Raw genomic sequence first — 16,566 nt, 5'->3', positions numbered from 1 at the left:
TCGGACGCACACCCCTCTAGCGTGACTGGCCGTTCGAGAGTCGAACACCCGCTCGCGCCGGACCGCCGAATCCTGCCCCCGGCGCCGCGGTACCACCCGACCAGCTCTCACCGCCGGGCAGGAGCGGGGGACCCACGGGTCCGGCCACCGCCGGACCGCGCCGTCCCTCCGACGGCTCGGGGTGAGGCCCGCCGAAGCCGGCGGCCGGGCAGCTCCAGCCCGAACCCGACAGCTCACCTCGCAGGCGTCCGGAGAAAGAGGCCCGTCAGATGTCATCCCCTCACGGCCGTCACCGAGCGCGGCGCCGCCCCAGCGGCGCCCGTAAACTCGCCACCCGCGCCTCGGCGGCGGGCGCCACCCTCGCGCTGCCGGTCATCGGCGCGTCCACCGCCTTCGCCGAAGAAGACACCACGTACACCGTCGCCTCCGGCGACACCCTCTCCGTCATCGCCCAGGAGCAGGATGTCGAGGGCGGCTGGGAGAAGCTGTACGAGAACAACAAGGCCGTCATCGGCGACGACCCGAACCTGATCGCCCCCGGCATGGAGCTCTCCCTCGACGGCCCCGCCGACGGCTCCGCCACCACCGACACCACCGCCGACAACGCCTCGTACGGCACGGACACCACCGCGGACGACCCGACCGCCGTCATGCCCGTCGACGGCAGCACCCCCACGGCGGGCTACGAGGCGTCCGGCGCGAACTGGGAGAACGGCCACACCGGTCAGGACTGGTCCGTGCCCGTCGGCACGACGGTCAAGGCCGCGGCCAAGGGAACCGTCGTCGAAGCGGGCTGGGACGACTCCTTCGGGTACCAGATCGTCATCAAGCACGGCGCCGAGGACTTCACCCACTACGCCCACCTCTCGCAGATCGACGTCTCCGTCGGCGACCCGGTCGGCATGGGCGAGACCATCGCCCAGTCCGGCGCCACCGGCAACGTCACGGGCCCGCACCTGCACTTCGAGGTCCGCACGACCCCGGAGTACGGATCGGCCAAGGACCCGATCACGTGGCTGGAGAACCACGGCGTGAACGTCTCGACAGGCACCTGAGCAACACCGCTCTTCCTCCCCGTATGGGCCCCGGCCGGGAACCGGCCGGGGCCCGCGCGCGTGCCCGGAGGACTGCTCCGGCACCCGCCCGCGGTTCGCCCACCGGGGGGCACCAGCGGAGAAAACGAGTCGTCACTCGCGGTAACACCCCCGGAATCGGCCCGAACCGGCCCCTGTAGGCCGACTTTTACCAGCCCCACGTGCGGCCACTGGGCGGCGGGCCGTGGGCCGGCGCCCAGGCAAGCCTCGCGTGCACGGCGGGGCGGGGGCTGCGTCAGATTTCGTCAAGGCTGTGGACAGAACCGGCTGGGATAGTCGGCACAGCCAACTCGGCTGACCGAAATATGCGCGTGATCGCACACGAGAAGGGATATGTACATGCACACGAAGTCACGGCTGGTGGGCGCGGCCATCGCGGGGGCGGCCGTCCTGCTGCCCCTCGCGGCATCGTCATCCGCCTACGGCGAATCGGCGAGGACGGGAGCGTCAACGAACGCCGCACAGTCCTGTTCCGCAGAACTGCCGGACGACCCCACGGCGGCGGCGGAGCGCCTCCTGACGATCGTCAACAGGCTGGAGAGGCAGGGCCTGACGCAGGCGGAGGTCGACGCGAAGCTGGCCAAGGACAACTGCGTGGAGCGGGTTGACGAGGGCGGAGAGGTCGGCACCCGCGCCAACCCGGACGATGAGATCACCGTTAACAAGCCGACGATCTACAAGGCCAGCGGGAAAAACCTGTACATCGCCAAGGCCGCCTGGAAGTGGCTGGAGATTCCCAGCAAGGTCAAGGGGCTCGACGGCTTTGGCCTGAGCTTCAGCAAGAAGGTCGCCCCCCAGGCCCATGTCCTCAAGTACCGGGGCAAGTTCATGGACGAATGGAAGACGACCAGGCAGGCGGAGGAGACGAACGCCCACGGGTCGGGGTTCGTCTTCAACGAAGGCCCCAGGGGCGGAACGGGCGACTTCGAGGACATGCAGGGCAGGATCGGCGAAATGGCCATTTCCTTCAAGAAGGCATCGACGGGCTGCACGAAGATCCAGGCTTTCTCGAAGTACGGCCACACCTGGAACTCCACCAACGTGAGCGGCATCACCATCGGCGGTTCCTCTGTCGGCTTCACCTGGTCGACCACCGCCAACAAGTGGCAGCAGGCCGGCCCGCCCAGCAGCGAAGCGCGCATATGCCGGTCCTAGCGGCGTAGACCACCCCGGTCGGCGTCCCCGGGAGGGTCGCCGACCGGGGTTCGTGGTGGACACACCGTGGCGCACCGGTGGCTGACCCGGCCGCGTTCGCGGGGCCGGGTCAGCCACCGGGGGTGTTGCCGGCTACTGGGCGATCCAGAGGTCCGGGCCGAACACCTCGTAGTGGACGGCCTCGGCCGGCAGGCCGCGGCCGAGGAGGTCGCCGCGGACCGTGCGCATGAAGGGCAGCGGGCCGCAGAGGTACGCGACGGTGTCCGCGGGGAGGTCGAGCGTGCCGATGTCGGCGTGGCCCGCGGAGGTGTGCGCGGACGGCGGGGTGCCGGGGTTCTCGTAGAAGCCGGGGTTCTCGTAGAAGAGGTGGAGCGCGGCGTTCGGGAGCGCGGCCACCAGCGCCTGGAGTTCGTCGCGGTGGGCGTGGTCGGCCGGGCTGCGGTCGGCGTGGACGACGGTGACCTGGCGGGTGGAGTCGGTGACGGCGATGTCCTTGAGGAGGGCCAGCATCGGGGTGACGCCGATGCCGGCGGAGGCGAGCAGGAGGGGGCCGTCGCCGGGGGCGAGGACGAGGTCGCCGAAGGGGGCGGAGACGGTGAGGGTGTCGCCCGCCTGCGCGTGCTCGTGGAGGTGGCAGGAGACTTCGCCGTCGGGCAGGCCGTCGTCCCGTACGCGCTTGACGGTGATCCGCCACTCGGCCTCCGTGGGGGCGGAGGTGAGGCTGTACTGGCGTATCTGCCGGGCGCCGTCGGGGAGTTCGACCTGCACGCTGACGTACTGGCCCGCGCGCGGCACCCCGGCTGGGCGGCCGTCGGCGCGGCGGAGGGCGAAGGAGGCCACGTCGGGGGTCTCCGCGCGCCGCTCGGTGATCGTCATCTGCTGCCAGACGTCGCCGTCGGCGGCGCCGGCCTGCTGGTAGAGCTCGGATTCGAGGGCGATGAGCGCGTTCGCCATCAGCCAGTAGACCTCGTCCCAGGCGGCGGCGACCTGCGGGGTCACCGCGTCGCCGAGGACGTCGGCGATCGCGGCGAAGAGGCGGATGTGGACGATCTTGTACTGGTCCGCGGTGACGCCGAGGGAGGCGTGCTTGTGCGCGATGCGCGAGAGCATCACGTCGGGGCGGGTGCCGGGGTGTTCCACGAGCACGCTCGCGAAGGCCGCGATCGATCCCGCCAGCGCCTTCTTCTGCTCGCCGTTGGCCTGGTTGCCGCGGTTGAACAGGTCGCGGAGCAGCTCGGGGTGGGCCGTGAACATCTTGCGGTAGAAGAGATCGGCGATCTCTTCGATGGCGCCGCCGACGGCGGGCAGGGTCGCACGGATGACGGGGGTGGCCTGCTCGGAGAGCATCAGACCTCCAAATTGTCTTTCTGAATTCCAATTTTGATCTGTGCGGAACCCCCGACAGGGGGCGGGGGCCGGTCAGCCGGAGCGAGGGCCGGTCAGGCTGACGAGGACCGGGCCGGTGGGCGAGGCCACCAGGTCGGCGACGGTGAGGGGATCGAGGGAGGCGTAGAAGGCTTCCTGTGCGTCGCGCAGCGCGCGCCGCAGCCGGCAGGCCGCCCGCAGCGGACAGGGCGTGTCCCCTTCGCAGGAGACGACCTCCCCCGCCCCTTCCAGCTCACGCACCAGCCAGCCGATCGACGCCTGCCGCCCCAGGACGGTGAGGCCGAGGCCGCCGCTGCGCCCGCGCCTGGCCTCGACGACGCCGAGGTGCTGCAGGCGGCTGATCACCTTGGCCATGTGGCTGTAGGTGATGCCGACGGTCTCCGCGACCTGCCGGGTGGTCAGGGACGTGCCTTCGCCCGCGACCGCCAGGTACATCACGGCCCGCAGGCCGGCGTCAGTGAACTTCGTCAACCGCACGCCCGTCACGCTAGCAAATACGCATATCGAGTTCTTGTTTGGGGGGTCCCCGACGGGTGTGGGCTCCCTCACTCCCGCCGCTTCGCGCCCGCCCCGCCTGTCCCGCCCGTCCCGCGGGTCGCCCGGCGCCCGGTCCGGGCGCCGGGCGACCCGGCCCGGATCGGCACACCGTTCAGGCTCTTCAGCTCTGTCCACCGCTCGCGCCCGCCACCCGCGTGCCGGCGGCCCGCCACCCGAAGGTGCCGGGCGGGCACCTGCCGGGTTGACGGCCGGGTCAGACCCGCTCCCCCCGGAGGCACCCGCTCAAGGGATCTGCCACGAGCAGAACGGAGACCACGCCGGCGGCCGGCCCGCCAGAATGGGGCGATGCCGGACGACGAACACACCGAAAGCCTCCGCGCGGCCGAACGGCGCCTCCAGCACGCCCAGCTCACCTCCGACGTCGGCGCGCTGACCGAACTGCTCGACGACACGGGGCGGTTCACCGGGCCGGACGGGAACCTCTATGCGAAGAGCGACGACCTGCGCGCACACGAGACCGGCCACCAGTCGCTCACCAGCCTCGTCGAGGAGGACCTCCAGTTGCTGGCCACCGCGCACACCGGCGTCACCTGGTTCCTCGGCACGCTGACGGGCTCCGTCGGCGGGCAGCCGTTCACCGCCCGGATGCGCTACACCCGGACCTGGCTCCGCGACCGGGCCGGCTGGAAGATCGTCGCAGCGCACGCCGCGTTCGTCACCGACGGACTCCCCGTCGCCGGCACCGGCGAGCACGGCGCCTGAGCAGCGCCTCCGGCACGGTCGCGCCGTAACGAGAGAGATCAGTCACGGGTTGATTGCGCGTGCACGTCAGCCGTGCTTGGCTCACCCGATGAACCTTCTGCTGACGGCGGGCGGCCTGCGCAACGAGACGCTGCGGGATGCGCTGCGGGACATGCTGGGAAAGCCGTTCGGAGCGGCGAACGTCGTGTTCGTGCCCACGGCGTCGGTCGCCCAGCCCGGGGACCACGGGTGGTTCGTCGCGGACCTGAACCGGCTGCACGGCCTCGGCTGGCGGGAGTTCGACGTCCTGGACCTGAACGGCCTGCCCCGGCAGGCGGTGCTCGACCGGCTGCGGCACGCCGACGTGATCTACGTCGAGGGCGGCAACCAGTACCACCTCGCGCGCAGCATCACTGGCAACGGCCTGGCCGACGGGTTCCTGGAGGCGCTGCAGAGCCGGGTCTACGTGGGGGTCAGCGCCGGTTCGATGGTCTTCAGCCGGCATCTCACCGGCCACTCCGCCGACGTCATCGGCGACACCGCGGACCTCCACGCGCTCGGCGCGACGACCCTGGAGCCGCCGTTCGGCCTCTTCGACTGGTACGTCAAGCCCCACCTGTACTCGCCGCACTTCCCCGAGCGGGACGACGCCTGGGCCGACCGCATCGCCGCGCGAGCGGACTTCCCGATCTACTTCATCGACGACGAGACGGCCGTCCGCGTACGGGACGGCAAGGCGGACGTCGTCACCCAAGGCCGGTGGCGGTTCCACCCGTGACCCGCCCCGGGGCCGAATCGCCGGCTCCCGCGGTGGAACCGGTGCCGTCGGATCCGGTACGCATCCCGGCGGCGCCCCGGACTCAGCGCCCCGGCGTGCGCGCGGCCCCCGCGGTCAGGGTGCCGCCAGGCAGGCGGCGCCGATGAGCCCCGCGTCCGGGCCGAGCGCCGCCGTGAGCAGCGGCGGGGGGCCCGGGCGGGCGGCGGTCCGGCGGGCGTAGGCGGCGTCCAGGGCCGCGCGCAGCCGGCCCGGCGCGCTGCCGAGGCCGCCGCCGAGCACCACCGCGGGCGGGTCGAGGAGCCGGACCGCCATGGCGAGTACGGTGCCGAGCGCCGCGCCCGCGCCGTCGAGGACGCGGGCCGCCGCGGCGTCCCCGGCCGCCGCGAGGCGCGCCACCTCCCGGGCCCCGGGGTGGCGGTGCCGCCCAGCGCGGTGTAGCGGTCGCCGATGCCGCGGCCGGAGCAGTACGACTCCAGGGTTCCGGGCCAGCCGGCGTCGACGGAGGCGGGGACCTCGAACTCGCCGAGTGCGATGGCCTCGCCGCGGTGCCCGGGTACCGGGGTGCCGTCGAGCACCACGGCGGAGGACAGGCCGGTGCCGAGGGAGACGTAGAGGAAGCCGGCGAGGCCGCGCCCGGCGCCGTGCCGGGCCTCGCCGAGTGCGCCGCAGCGCACGTCGGAGCCGGTGGCGCGGGGCAGGGGGGCGCCTCGACGGCCAGTACGTCGCGGGGCTGGCCGAGGCCGGCGGGGTGGACCTGTTCCTGCTGGCCTCGGGCGCCTCGGACGGGCACGTCGCGTTCAACCCGCCGGGCACGGCGGCGGACTCGGCCAGCCGCGTCACGGCCCTGGCCGACAGCACCCGCGCCGAGCCCGCGCCCCTGCCGTACGCCGGCAGCCGGGCCCGGGGCTGAGGGACGGGGCTGAGGGACGGGGCTGAGGGACGGGGCTGAGGGACGGGGCTGGGGGGGCGGGCGGCGGAAGTGGCGAACGGGACGTCCGTGACGGGCTCTTCACCACCGCGTCAGTGCTGGTCGCAATAGCGCCGGAACCGGTCGGCGATCTCGCTCTCCGGCCGGCAGACCAGCGCGTCGCGGACGTCCTCGCGGGCGGCCAGGCGCTGTATTTCGAGGCGCATCCGCGGCTCCCAGCGGGGCTCGACGTGGCGGTAGGCGTAGCCGGCGAAAAGGCTCACGCCGGACATGAACGCGTCGTCGGGCCCGCCGTTCCCCCGCAACTGCGCGCGCCAGTGGCCGGCTTCCGCCGGCTCGCCTAGGCCGAGGTGGTGCAGGTACAGGCAATACGCGGCGGCGGGCTTGCCGGCACCGGCGGCCAACTGCCACCAGAACTGGGCGCTCTCACGGTGATCCGCCTGGTACAGCATGCAGGCGAACACCTGCATGCCGTCGATCGCCTCGTCGATGTCGGACACCGCGAGCCACACCTCGTGGCCCTGCGGCCCGTGGTCGCTGAGCAGGCTGGCCAACTGGCCGACGACGCCGGTGGCCCCGGCCTGGTTGACGACCCAGCGCACCAGGACGGACAGCTCGTCGCGCGCCTGCACCACGGGCGCGGCGTCCGCCCCCGGGGCCGTCAGCCCGGCCGGCCCCTCCCGCAGCCGCCGCAGCCCGGCGACCGCGTCGAACCGCCGCCGGCCCCCCAGCATCATCCCTCCGGCCCCCTCCAGAAGCCGCTCCACCGTCGTGCTCTCGTCGCTCACTTGGTGTTTCCCCCCTCCTTCTTCAGCAACGGCCCCAGATCCCGCGCCAGGCGCTTGACCGCCCTGCGGCGGTGATAGTCGACGGTGCTGTCCGTGACCCCCATGTACCAGGCGATGCGCTTGGTGGGGAACTTGCACAGGTAGCGGAGGACGACCACGTCGAACTGCTTCGGGGAGAGCCTGGCTATCGCCTCGTACAGCCCGACGCCCTCGTGCTGCTTCTCCAGCAGCCCGTGGAACTCGCCCAGCACGCGCGCTATCACCCGGCGGACCTCCTTCTCCTCCGCGTACCAGGCGACCACCCGGCGCAGGATCGCCCACGCCTGCTGACGCAGATCGCCGTGGCGGCTCAGCTCCTCCCAGCGGTTGCGGATCTGGTGGAACGTCAGGTGGACGACCTCCGCCGCGGTGTCGTCGTCGAGCCAGTGCTGGGCGTAGGCGAAGTAGGCGTCCGCGTTCTCCAGGTACAGCGCCTCGCACACGGGCGGGACGTGCAGCATGGCGTGCGTCACCGGGCTGCTGTGATCCCCTGCCGGAACTTCCTCGGTCATGAATCCTCTTCGGGCGAGCAGATATGGAAAACCGGGTGACGCCGCTGTCACCCGATGCACTTCTGCACCCCAGCCAACCCGACCGATTGAGCAAACACGCATGCATGGCGCACCAATTTCGTTCAACGATCATGAATGCCGCGCCGCGTACGATCGATAACCAGCGGTAACGCAATGTGAACTGCACATTCAGCAATCCGCGAATGACGGGGGTCTACACCACTCCCCCGCCGTGACATACCTCACAGTGCAACCCCTGGGCCACGCCCTGGAATTTCAGCCACCCCGCGATTTCACACCCGCCCATAACGTGCCCGCTATTGCTCACCTCTTGACCGGAACGGGCCGCTTGTCAGTCCCCGAGCCGCGCCGCCGCGGTGGCGAGCCACGTCGGGAGGACGACCTCCGCATGCCCCTCCAGCGCCGCTGCCGCGCGGGACAGCGCCGCCGCGGCGGGCGAGGCCCCGCCGGCCGCGGCACGGGCGGCCTCGGCGAGGTGGCCGGCCGCTGCCGCCAGCGGGGTCCCGGCGTTCGTCAGGACGGTCTCGGCACGCTCGGCCGCGGCGGCGGACTCGTCGAGGCGGTCGTCGCGCCAGTACGCCCAGGCGAGGTCGAGCAGGCAGACGCCCTCGGCCCGGGGGTTCTCCATCAGCGACGCCTCGTGCCGGGCCTCCTCCAGCACCTCCGCGGCCCGTGCGGGCTCGTCCAGGGCGATCAGGGCGATGCCCTGCGCGTTCAGCGCGTATGCGATGGCCTCCGGTACGTCCGCGTCCCGGTACGCGCGGGCCGCCTCGGCGCCCGCCGCGGCGGTTTCCTGCCAGCGCGCCAGCGTGAGCAGGGCGATGGTGCGTGCGTTGGCGGCGCGCGCGGCGGTGAGCCGGGTGCCGTCCGCGGCAGCCGCCTCGGCCAGTTTCCCGGCCGTGGTCAGCGCGCTCGCGCCGTCGCCCGCGTAGCTGTGGGCAAGGCTGAGGGAGAGCAGCGTGTGGATCTCGCGCTCCGCGTCGCCGAGTTCGCGCGCAAGTTCGGCGGCGCGGGTGAGCGGCGCCACGGCCTTGCCGTTCTCGCTGAGCTGCCGGTACGTGTCGCCGAGGCCGAACAGCGCGCCGTGCAGGGCGGCGCGCTCGCCGAGCCGCTCGGCGAGCGCCACCGCCTCGGTGAAGAGCGCGGCTGCCTGGTCCATCGGTCCCGCGCTCAGCCGGGCGTGCCCGTAGGCGATGGTGTGAGCGAGGCCCAGCCGCTCGTCGGTGATCCGCCCGTGCACGTCGAGATGCATCCGGACCGCGGCGAGCACGGAGCCGCGCCAGACGAGCACGCCGCTGATCTCGTTGAGCACCCGCGCGGCGCCGTCGTGGTCACCGGCCCGTACGAGGTGGTCGAACTGCCGCCGCCGCGGCTCGATGTCCGCCAGCGTCGGCGGTGTGCCGCCCGGCCCGGCCTGGCTCGCGTACCAGGATGCGATGCGCTGTTCCACTGCCTGCCTCCCGAAGGTTCCGTGCGGTGAGAGCTGCGCGTATGCGAGGTCCGCGTCCATCGGGTGCAGACCGAGGGTGCGGCTGGGCCGGTCGGCCCAGATGAGCCGGGCCCGGACGAGCGCCGCCAGGACGGTGGGCACCGGCAGGTCCGGATCGAGTCCGCCCACGATCTCCGCGACCGCCTCCCGGGCCACCGGAGTGCGCAGGGCGGCGAGGACGGAGAGCACTCCGCGGGCCGGCGGATCGAGCCGGTCGTAGCGGTCCTGGGCGAGGTCGGCGACGACGTCGTGGCGGCGGGTGAAGTCCGCCAGCACCTCCTGCAGGCTGGGCAGCAGCGCGTCTTCGGCTACCGCGCCCACGAGCAGTTCGAGCGCCCGCGGGACCCCGTGGACGCGCACCGCCGCCTGCAGCAGCTCGTCGTCCGACAGGCCGGCGACGCCGAGGCTGCCGTCCCGGTCGAGCTCGCGCAGCATGGTCACCGCGTCGTGGGGGCCGAGGCCGTCGGTGAGTTCCACCTGGGCGGTGAAGCGCCGCAGCTCGGGTCGCAGGCGCAGCGGGATCTGGCTGGTGACCAGCAGCCGCGGGGTGGCGCGCGGGCCGAGGAACAACCAGTCGAAGAAGAGGGCCAGTTCCTTGTCGGAGACGGTGCCGTCCTCGTGGAGCAGGTCTTCGAGGTTGTCGAGGAGGATGACGACCGGCCGCTCGCCGAGGGCGGCGAACAGCGCGTCCAGCCGCTGGTGTGCCGTGCCGGAGCCGGCCCAGACCTGCCGCAGCCGCTCCTGGTCCGCCGGACCGAGCAGGGCGGCGCAGTCGAAGTAGAGGCGTTCCAGGGAGACACCGGAAGTGCGGGTGGAGAGGTTGACCAGCCCGGACAGCGGAGGGCCGCCGACGGCCCCGGGCCACTCGCCACGGTCGAGGAGGTCCATCATCTTCGCGGCGAGGGCGCTCTTGCCGATGCCGCGCCGCCCGAGGATGGTCACCATGCGGATGGTGGGGTCGCTCAGGTCGCGGGCGAGGGCGGCGCGTTGTTCCGTACGGTCCTTGAACAGCTCCATGCCGTGCGCGACGGGCACGCCGATCACCCGCACGCCGGCCGGGGGCTGCGCCGGGACCCCGGACCGCACCGGCCCGGGAGCCGCGAGCGGCAGCGTCGCCGGCAGCCCGGCCAGGCGCGCGAACTCCGCCCGTTCCGCGGCGCCGAGGCCGCGCAGCACGTGGTCGAGGTGGACGGCGGCGAGCCGGCCGGGGCCCTCCGCCCGGTGGTGCTCGGTGGCGACGCCGACGATGCGGTCGCCGGCCCAGACGGCGGCGCCCGACATGCCGGCCCACGGCGACGCGGCGGGGTCGTCGCCCGCCGGCGGCAGGGTCAGCTCCAGCGTGCCGTCGCGGCGGTTGGCGAGCGCCTCCACGGTCCCGCGCGCCACGTGCAGTTCCCGGTACGAGCCCCCGCCGGCCCGGCGGCGTAACTTGAAGCGGGGGAAGCCCGCGGCGTGCACGGCGATGACGGCGGGGCGGTCGTCGGCGATCCGGGCATAGCCGGGCGGCGCTTCCGGCGGCCGGTCACCGGGCACGGTCAGCACGGCGAGATCGGCACCGGCGGTCCCGCCCGCCCAGGCCACGGTCGCCGGAGCGGACCACTCCCCGGGCCGGTCGGCGTCGCAGCGCACGACGATCCGGGTCGCGCCGGCGACCACGTGGGCCGCGGTGAGGACGGCGCCGGTACGGACCACGTACCCGGAGCCACGCCGGCCGCCGCCTTCGCGGGTCTCGACGATGATCTCGGCGATCCGGTGCGGCTCAATACTCATCTGGCAGCGCGTCGCCCGAGATCAGCGGGGTCCGGTCGGGGGCGTCGGCCCGTACCGGCTGGAGGGTGAGCAGCAGCCGCTGTTCGGAGGTGCGGGCCGAGCGTGCCGACTGGCCGGCGGTGAACACCCAGAACTTCACCTCCGCACCGGGTTCCCGGCTGCGTTCCACTCCCACGGTGAGTTCGAGTTCGACCTTCTCCGCCTGGAACCGGAGTTCCTGCCCCTCGCCTTCGGCCATCGCCCGGCTCAGTGCGCCCCGTAACTGGCGGATCATCTCCTCCAGTTCCACCGCGTCGTCCACCCGCAGCCCCCGGTCTCGTCGGCGTTGAAGGGTCCGTGCCGGGTCGAGGATACCGGCGGTTCCGCCATCAGCGGGAGCGCTCCTTCGGGGCGTACCGCAGCAGCACGACGTCATCGATACGGCGGACTTCCAGCAGCGCCATCCGGGCCGCGGCTCCCCCGGGGTACGGCGCGGGGCCCAGGAACGCCGGCGCGGCGGCGTCGCCGACCAGCAGCGGGGCGACGGCGAGGTGCAATTCGTCGGCCAGGTCCTGCGCCAGCAGTTGGGTGTGCACTCTTCCGCCGCCTTCGACCATGAGCCGCCGCACGCCGCGCCGGTGAAGTTCGCCGAGGATCCGGGGCCAGTCGATCGCCGCCCCGGTGCTCACGACGCCCGCGAGCGTGCCGAGTTCACGGCGGGCCCGCGGCAGCGCGCCGTCCACCGTGAAGACCAGCTTCTCGCCGCCGCAGTGCCAGAACGCGAGCCGCGGGTCCAGCTCGGCGGAGCCCGTGACCGTGACCTTCAGCGGATGCTCCGGCCGCCCCGCCGCGAGGCGCCGGGCCCGCCGCCGTCCGCTCGCCACCAGCAGCCGCGGATTGTCCCGGCGCAGGGTGGTGGCGCCGACGAGGATGGCGTCCGCGGCGGCGCGTTCGGCGTCGACCCGGTCCAGGTCCCGGCGGTTGGAGAGCACCAGCCGTTCCCGCGCGGTGTCGTCCAGCCGGCCGTCCACGGAGACGGCGGCGGAGAGCACCACGTACGGGCGGCGGGTCACAGCGCGCGGTGGTACTCGGCCCAGGCGACGTGCGATTCGCTGAGCCGGACGGTGAGCCCGGTCAGGCCGCGGGCGGCGGGACCGAGGCCGCCGTCGCGTATGTGCCCGGCGAGGCGGTCGGCTATGACCTTGGCCAGGAACTCGGTGGTGGTGTTGATGCCCGCGAACGCCTCGTCCTCATCGAGGTTGCGGTACGAGAACGCGGCCACGGCGCCCCGCACCGCACGGGCCGCCAGGTCCATGTCGAGCACCAGGTTGTCGTCGTCCAGCTCCGGCCGCTGGAAGGTCGCGTCGAGCACGTACGTCGCCCCGTGCAGCCGCTGCGCGGGACCGAAGACGTCACCGCTCAGGCTGTGAGCGATCATGAAGTGGTCGCGGACGGTGACGCTGAACATGGCTGCTCCGTGGGTGAGTGCGGCTCATAGCGGATGCGGTGGCACAGGCCCGGCAGCCGGCCGGCGGCGATCTCGGCCATGACGTGCGGGAGTTCGTCGAACGCGGACTCATGGGTGATGAGCGCGTCGAACGCCGGGTCGCGCAGCAGGTCGAGCGCCAGCGCGAGCCGCGCCTGCGCAGTGAACCGCCCGCTCCGGCCGGGCGCGACGGCGCCGACCTGGCTGCCGCGCAGCGACAGCCGCCGGGAGTGGAACCACTCACCGAGCGGCAGCGTCACCGGCTGGTCCCCGTACCAGCTCAGCTCGACCACACACCCCTCGGGCGCGAGCAGTTCGAGCCCGCGCCGGAGCCCGTCCCCGGTGGCGCTGGCGTGAAAGACGAGATCCCGCCCACCCGCGGCCCGCCCCGGCGAGGCGAACCCGACCCCCAGCGCCGCGGCGACCTCCGCCCGCCCCGGATCGACGTCGACGAGCTGGACGTCGACCCCGGGAAACCCGGCGAGCAGCACGGCAACGCAGCAGCCCACCATGCCCGCACCCACCACCGAAACCCGGTCCCCGATACGCGGCGGCGCATCCCACAGCGCATTGAGCGCCGTCTCCACGGTCCCGGCGAGCACGGCACGCTCGGGCGGCACCTCGTCCGGCACGGGGGTGAGCGCCTCGGCCGGCACCCGAAACCGCGTCTGATGCGGATAGAGACTGAACACCACCCGCCCCACCAGCCCGACGGGCCCCTCCTCCACCCGCCCGACGTTGAGGTACCCGTACTTGACGGGCCCGGGGAAGTCCCCTTCCTGGAACGGGGCACGCATGGAGGCGTACTGCCCGCTGGGCACCTGCCCGCGGAAGACGAGCGACTCCGACCCGCGGCTGACCGCGGAATACAGGGTCCGGACTACGGCCTCACAAACAGGCGGGGAGGCGGGGAGGCGGGGAGGCGGGGAGGCGGGGAGGCGGGGAGGCGGGGAGGCGGGGAGGCGGGGAGGCGGGGACTCGATGATCGCACCCCGGCCAGGGGAGATGACCCAGAAGGAGCGTATGTGGCTCGGCACGGGCGATCCTCTGCTATCCGCGTTCAGAGGCGGGCGTTCCGGCGATCGTAGACGATCAGCCCGGATCACGGACCGTCCCGGTGGGCATCATGCCGACGCGGAGAGGGTGCAGAACTACGCCCGTTGGCCCATCGATCCGTCCCGGGGCAGGCCGGCGTCAGACGCTCGGCTGGCTCCCGTACAGGCTGAGACCCACGGTGGGCAGATCACCGCCGAGCTCAGCGGGAAGCGGCACGTCCTCACCATATTTGCCGTGGTCTACGCGCTTGTACTCGCCTTCCCCGGGGCGGCCGAAGAGCGACCATGTGCCCGTACGGGGGTCTACCTGGAGAAGATGAGCGACGCCTGCGGCGGCGTACCACGCGGTCTTCTCGTTGATGCCCTTCAAGCGCTCGCTCGGAGAGATGACCTCCACGGCCAGTTCAACCGCATCTGCGTCAAGAAGCCAGCCGTCGTCGTCTTTGAACGTGCGTGGGCCGATGGTCAGATCCGGGGTCGCGTAGTCGTCCGGATCGTCCGGCATCGGGACGGATACGTTCTCGAATGCCTCGTAGAGGGGCGAAAGCCCGGGGCGGATGGCGTCACGCAGGTCGATGACGATCCCGGCGTGCTTGCCGCTCGGGCTCGGGGACATGACGAGTGTTCCTCCGATGATCTCAACACTCATGCCGGTGGCCTGCTCGATCCGCTCCGCAGCCTCGCGGAGGTGCCCAGGGCGGACGGGGATGGGGTGATGGGCCGGGATACCCACGGTGTCACCTCTCTTGTTGCCTGGCTGGAGCGCCTGCGGGGATCGTCTCACCAAGTCAGACGGCACGTTCTCACTCTACGGCAGGGTCGATAGGACCGGGCTCCACAGACCCGACCGGACCAATCCCGACAGTAACTCGACCGTCACCGACTGTGCACATCAGCGCTCGGCCGCTGCGCCGTGGCGGCCTCCGTCTCGTACCGTCAGCGGATCGGCGGCACCCACGCGCAAGGCGGGGCCGTCGTCCAGTGCCAGCACCACGACGAACCCACCCGCCGGCGCCGGCTCGGCGCGGACGCCGCGGACCGTCTGCCACCGGCCCAGCACCCTGACCTGCCGCCCCGGTTGAAGCGTCACCGCCGCCACCTCCCGCTCGTCGGGGACGGCCACGATGTCCGGGGCCTTCAGCTCCGCCCACACCGTCTTCCCGATGCCACACGCGCGTTCCTGTACGCCCCAACGATGGGCCAGGGCCTCCACGACGAGCAGGCCACGCCCACCGGTCTCGTCCCCGGCCGGACGCCGCACCTCCGGCAAGCCCTCCCCCGCGTCGCTCACCTCCAGCCGCAGCACCCCGTCCTCCTGTGAGTGCGCGATCCGCACCCCCACCTGCCGGTCACGCGGCACGGGGACCCGCAGGGCGTTGGTCACCAGCTCGGACAGCACCAACTCTGCGGCGTCGAGTGCGTCTTGGCCGAGGTGCCATTCACCGAGTGCCGCGTGCAGCAGTGCCCGCGCTCGGGGGACGGTGCTGCGGCGCCGAGGGAGGCGGAAGTTGACTTGGTTTGGCGCAGCCATGGATGCCTCCAGGGACTCAGCATTCGACCGGAATCCCGTCTTGTGTGGTCGGTCGGACCTTGGGAAGCCGGTGCCTCTGGCCAGCAGCATGAAGGCGCTTCAATCGAAACTGCAACGTTGCCAGATGATGCCGTCGCTATATTCACGCTTTCGAGTTAGTGCCGATGCGGTGCAGGTTGTCGATTTGCTACACGTGTGGGCATGCGAAACGCCACCCCGAACCCATCGACCGTTCTCGGCCGCCAACTCGGAGACGAACTGCGCCGCTTGCGAGAAGCATCAGGGCGCACCATGGCCCAGGCAGCCGAGGCCCTCGACTGCACCAAGGGCAAGGTCAGCCGCATCGAGAACGGCAGGGTGGCGCTGCGCATGCCGGACCTGATCGCCCTCATGGAGGCGTACGGCATCCAGGAAGCGGAGGTACGTCAACGCTTGACGACTGTGGCCCGCAGAGCGAACCGGCGGCGCCGCGTGGGCTGGTGGCACCAGTACAGCTCCGTCCTCGGCGACGCTTACCGCGACTACATCGAGATGGAGACCATCTGCGATGGCATCAGAACGTTTCAGGCCCAGTTGATTCCTGGGCTCCTTCAGACGCCGGCGTATGTACGAGCCGTCACCGTCGCCTCTCGGGCGTGGCAGACCCCCGAAGAGGTGGAGCAGTTCGTACACGTGAGGCTGGCCCGGCAGGAACGGCTCTCCGGTGAAGATCCACTAGAACTCTGGGCAGTGCTTGCCGAGAGCGTCCTCCACCAGCAGGTAGGAGGCCCGGCGGTGATGCGCGCCCAGTTGGAACACCTGGCACGTATGGCCGAGCGACCCGGCATCACCGTCCAGGTGCTGCCATTCTCACGCGGGGCACACTCGGGTATGTTCGGCCCGTACTTGCTGTTGAGCTTTCCGCAGGTAGCAGCCCTGGACTTGGTACTGACGGAGACTCCGACGGGCAACCTCTGGATCGAGCAGGAGTCCGAAGTCACGCGTTATCGCGAACTCTTCGATGATGCACGCACCTTGGCGTTGCCCCCTACGGAATCGCTCACACTGATCCGTCGCATCGCCAAGGAGCTTCCCAATGCTGATGTCAAGCCGCTGCCGTGACGGGTGGTGTGGCTTCGTAGCACGCTCCGTCGCGGATCATGGCCCACAGGACGTTGACGCGGCGGCGCGCGAGCGCCAGCAGCGCCTGCTTGTGGCCCTTGCCCTCGGCTCTCTTGCGCGCGTAGTACGCCTTGGAGGCTGGGCAGCCCTTAAGACTGGAGAGCGCGGAGAGGTACATAGCGTTGAGCAGGCCGCGGTGAAACCGGCGTGGTCTG

Annotated in this window: 18 protein-coding genes and 2 pseudogenes; 6 read left to right on the top strand and 14 right to left on the bottom strand. The window is 72.0% G+C overall.

Annotated elements, in window-relative coordinates; all coding sequences use genetic code 11:
- Positions 1-269: 269 nt before the first annotated feature.
- On the top strand, positions 270-1,055 hold the full coding sequence (locus B124_RS23225) for a M23 family metallopeptidase (protein ID WP_496504865.1): 786 nt from the start codon (positions 270-272) through the stop codon (positions 1,053-1,055).
- Between the two features lie 378 nt (positions 1,056-1,433).
- The gene (locus tag B124_RS23220; RefSeq protein ID WP_496504864.1) at positions 1,434-2,249 is read left to right on the top strand and encodes a hypothetical protein; all 816 of its coding nucleotides are present in this window, start codon (positions 1,434-1,436) and stop codon (positions 2,247-2,249) included.
- A gap of 132 nt (positions 2,250-2,381) precedes the next feature.
- On the opposite strand, the gene B124_RS23215 is transcribed toward B124_RS23220, so the two are convergent.
- The gene (locus B124_RS23215) at positions 2,382-3,596 is read right to left on the bottom strand and encodes a globin domain-containing protein (protein ID WP_496504863.1); all 1,215 of its coding nucleotides are present in this window, start codon (positions 3,594-3,596) and stop codon (positions 2,382-2,384) included.
- 72 nt (positions 3,597-3,668) lie between these two features.
- On the bottom strand, positions 3,669-4,112 hold the full coding sequence (locus B124_RS23210) for an RrF2 family transcriptional regulator (RefSeq protein WP_496504862.1): 444 nt from the start codon (positions 4,110-4,112) through the stop codon (positions 3,669-3,671).
- Positions 4,113-4,478: 366 nt separating this feature from the next.
- Here B124_RS23210 and B124_RS23205 point away from each other — a divergent pair, with 366 nt between their 5' ends.
- Together B124_RS23205 and B124_RS23200 are read left to right on the top strand one after the other, a co-directional pair.
- Positions 4,479-4,895, top strand: a complete 417-nt coding sequence (locus B124_RS23205) for a nuclear transport factor 2 family protein (protein WP_496504861.1) — start codon at positions 4,479-4,481, stop codon at positions 4,893-4,895.
- A gap of 88 nt (positions 4,896-4,983) precedes the next feature.
- On the top strand, positions 4,984-5,652 hold the full coding sequence (locus B124_RS23200; protein ID WP_496504860.1) for a peptidase E: 669 nt from the start codon (positions 4,984-4,986) through the stop codon (positions 5,650-5,652).
- A 114-nt stretch (positions 5,653-5,766) separates the two neighbouring features.
- On the opposite strand, the gene B124_RS23195 is transcribed toward B124_RS23200, so the two are convergent.
- A complete protein-coding gene (locus B124_RS23195) occupies positions 5,767-6,048 on the bottom strand; it encodes an ROK family protein (RefSeq protein WP_496504859.1) in 282 nt (93 codons plus the stop codon).
- A 92-nt stretch (positions 6,049-6,140) separates the two neighbouring features.
- A pseudogene (locus B124_RS23190) lies at positions 6,141-6,326 on the bottom strand (ROK family protein); the annotation flags it as partial.
- Between B124_RS23190 and B124_RS23185 the strand changes: the two are divergent.
- Positions 6,311-6,562 (top strand): hypothetical protein, encoded by a 252-nt coding sequence (locus B124_RS23185; RefSeq protein ID WP_496504858.1) that lies wholly within the window; start codon positions 6,311-6,313, stop codon positions 6,560-6,562. The pseudogene B124_RS23190 and the gene B124_RS23185 sit on opposite strands and share 16 nt — an antisense overlap.
- Before the next feature lie 110 nt (positions 6,563-6,672).
- Here the strand turns inward: B124_RS23185 and B124_RS23180 are convergent, their stop codons facing one another.
- From B124_RS23180 to B124_RS23140, 9 genes are all read right to left on the bottom strand, one after another.
- The gene (locus tag B124_RS23180) at positions 6,673-7,368 is read right to left on the bottom strand and encodes a hypothetical protein (RefSeq protein WP_496504857.1); all 696 of its coding nucleotides are present in this window, start codon (positions 7,366-7,368) and stop codon (positions 6,673-6,675) included.
- Positions 7,365-7,919, bottom strand: a complete 555-nt coding sequence (locus tag B124_RS23175) for a sigma-70 family RNA polymerase sigma factor (RefSeq protein ID WP_496504856.1) — start codon at positions 7,917-7,919, stop codon at positions 7,365-7,367. The genes B124_RS23180 and B124_RS23175 overlap by 4 nt, the downstream gene beginning before the upstream one ends.
- A 352-nt stretch (positions 7,920-8,271) precedes the next feature.
- The gene (locus B124_RS23170) at positions 8,272-11,199 is read right to left on the bottom strand and encodes a trypsin-like peptidase domain-containing protein (protein ID WP_496504855.1); all 2,928 of its coding nucleotides are present in this window, start codon (positions 11,197-11,199) and stop codon (positions 8,272-8,274) included.
- Positions 11,189-11,500: a trypco2 family protein gene (locus B124_RS23165; protein WP_496504854.1), complete on the bottom strand. Its 312-nt coding sequence runs from the start codon at positions 11,498-11,500 to the stop codon at positions 11,189-11,191. Before B124_RS23165 ends, B124_RS23170 begins: the two co-directional genes overlap by 11 nt.
- 67 nt (positions 11,501-11,567) lie before the next feature.
- Positions 11,568-12,251, bottom strand: coding sequence for a RibD family protein (locus tag B124_RS23160; protein ID WP_496504853.1), 684 nt, complete (start codon positions 12,249-12,251; stop codon positions 11,568-11,570).
- Positions 12,248-12,646: a 6-pyruvoyl trahydropterin synthase family protein gene (locus tag B124_RS23155; RefSeq protein ID WP_496504852.1), complete on the bottom strand. Its 399-nt coding sequence runs from the start codon at positions 12,644-12,646 to the stop codon at positions 12,248-12,250. The genes B124_RS23160 and B124_RS23155 overlap by 4 nt, the downstream gene beginning before the upstream one ends.
- Complete coding sequence (locus B124_RS23150) at positions 12,613-13,701, bottom strand: zinc-dependent alcohol dehydrogenase (protein ID WP_496504851.1); 1,089 nt, start codon at positions 13,699-13,701, stop codon at positions 12,613-12,615. Before B124_RS23150 ends, B124_RS23155 begins: the two co-directional genes overlap by 34 nt.
- Before the next feature lie 157 nt (positions 13,702-13,858).
- Positions 13,859-14,452, bottom strand: a complete 594-nt coding sequence (locus B124_RS23145) for a Uma2 family endonuclease (protein ID WP_496504850.1) — start codon at positions 14,450-14,452, stop codon at positions 13,859-13,861.
- Positions 14,453-14,611: 159 nt separating this feature from the next.
- Positions 14,612-15,250, bottom strand: a complete 639-nt coding sequence (locus B124_RS23140; protein WP_496504849.1) for an ATP-binding protein — start codon at positions 15,248-15,250, stop codon at positions 14,612-14,614.
- Between the two features lie 201 nt (positions 15,251-15,451).
- On the opposite strand from B124_RS23140, the gene B124_RS23135 reads away from it, so the two are divergent.
- On the top strand, positions 15,452-16,351 hold the full coding sequence (locus B124_RS23135; protein ID WP_496504848.1) for a helix-turn-helix domain-containing protein: 900 nt from the start codon (positions 15,452-15,454) through the stop codon (positions 16,349-16,351).
- On the opposite strand, the pseudogene B124_RS23130 reads toward B124_RS23135, so the two are convergent.
- Positions 16,335-16,566: pseudogene (locus B124_RS23130) on the bottom strand (IS110 family transposase); the annotation flags it as partial. The gene B124_RS23135 and the pseudogene B124_RS23130 sit on opposite strands and share 17 nt — an antisense overlap.

This window comes from Streptomyces sp. CNP082, assembly GCF_059570535.1.
This window is presented reverse-complemented; position numbering and strand designations above follow the sequence as displayed.

Coding starts and splice junctions, on each gene's coding strand:
- B124_RS23155 (WP_496504852.1), bottom strand. CDS start 12,646: ATGTTCAGCGTCACCGTCCGCGACCACTTCATGATCGCTCACAGCCTG.
- B124_RS23220 (WP_496504864.1), top strand. CDS start 1,434: ATGCACACGAAGTCACGGCTGGTGGGCGCGGCCATCGCGGGGGCGGCC.
- B124_RS23175 (WP_496504856.1), bottom strand. CDS start 7,919: ATGACCGAGGAAGTTCCGGCAGGGGATCACAGCAGCCCGGTGACGCAC.
- B124_RS23135 (WP_496504848.1), top strand. CDS start 15,452: ATGCGAAACGCCACCCCGAACCCATCGACCGTTCTCGGCCGCCAACTC.
- B124_RS23225 (WP_496504865.1), top strand. CDS start 270: ATGTCATCCCCTCACGGCCGTCACCGAGCGCGGCGCCGCCCCAGCGGC.
- B124_RS23200 (WP_496504860.1), top strand. CDS start 4,984: ATGAACCTTCTGCTGACGGCGGGCGGCCTGCGCAACGAGACGCTGCGG.
- B124_RS23215 (WP_496504863.1), bottom strand. CDS start 3,596: ATGCTCTCCGAGCAGGCCACCCCCGTCATCCGTGCGACCCTGCCCGCC.
- B124_RS23170 (WP_496504855.1), bottom strand. CDS start 11,199: ATGAGTATTGAGCCGCACCGGATCGCCGAGATCATCGTCGAGACCCGC.
- B124_RS23140 (WP_496504849.1), bottom strand. CDS start 15,250: ATGGCTGCGCCAAACCAAGTCAACTTCCGCCTCCCTCGGCGCCGCAGC.
- B124_RS23205 (WP_496504861.1), top strand. CDS start 4,479: ATGCCGGACGACGAACACACCGAAAGCCTCCGCGCGGCCGAACGGCGC.